This window comes from Psychrobacter sp. TB55-MNA-CIBAN-0194 (assembly GCF_040309505.1).
Classification (GTDB): Bacteria; Pseudomonadota; Gammaproteobacteria; order Pseudomonadales; family Moraxellaceae; genus Psychrobacter; species Psychrobacter fozii.
The window spans coordinates 1-327 of the sequence record NZ_JBEOOW010000090.1 but is presented as its reverse complement, the minus strand read 5'-3'; the positions used below and the strand labels follow the sequence as shown (position 1 = coordinate 327).

The following is a 327-nucleotide window of genomic DNA, read 5'->3' as shown; positions in this document are numbered from 1 at the left end:
GCTTTGAACTTTAGTAACCTCAGTCGTTTCTTCAGAATCACTAAACTGGTTGGCCACTCTAATGCTATTCTCTGTGCCTAACTGTTCAATGATTAGCGAGCTACCGTCTCTATAAAGATTAAGGCTTTCTGGGTCTATTCCGGTTAGTACAATGCTGTTTGATTCGTTATCACGTTCAGAAATAGTGTCTTGTCCCCAGTCTCCTGAAAATAGATAGGTGTCATTACCAACACCACCATCTAATTGATCATTGCCAATGCCACCATCTAAAGTGTCATCGCCATTTTGGCCGTATAGAGTGTCATTACCAAGACCACCTTCCATAAT

1 pseudogene is annotated in these 327 nt (G+C 41.3%); it reads right to left on the bottom strand.

The features are described 5' to 3' along the window. A pseudogene (locus AAEY75_RS14375) lies at nucleotides 1-327 on the bottom strand (hypothetical protein); the annotation flags it as partial.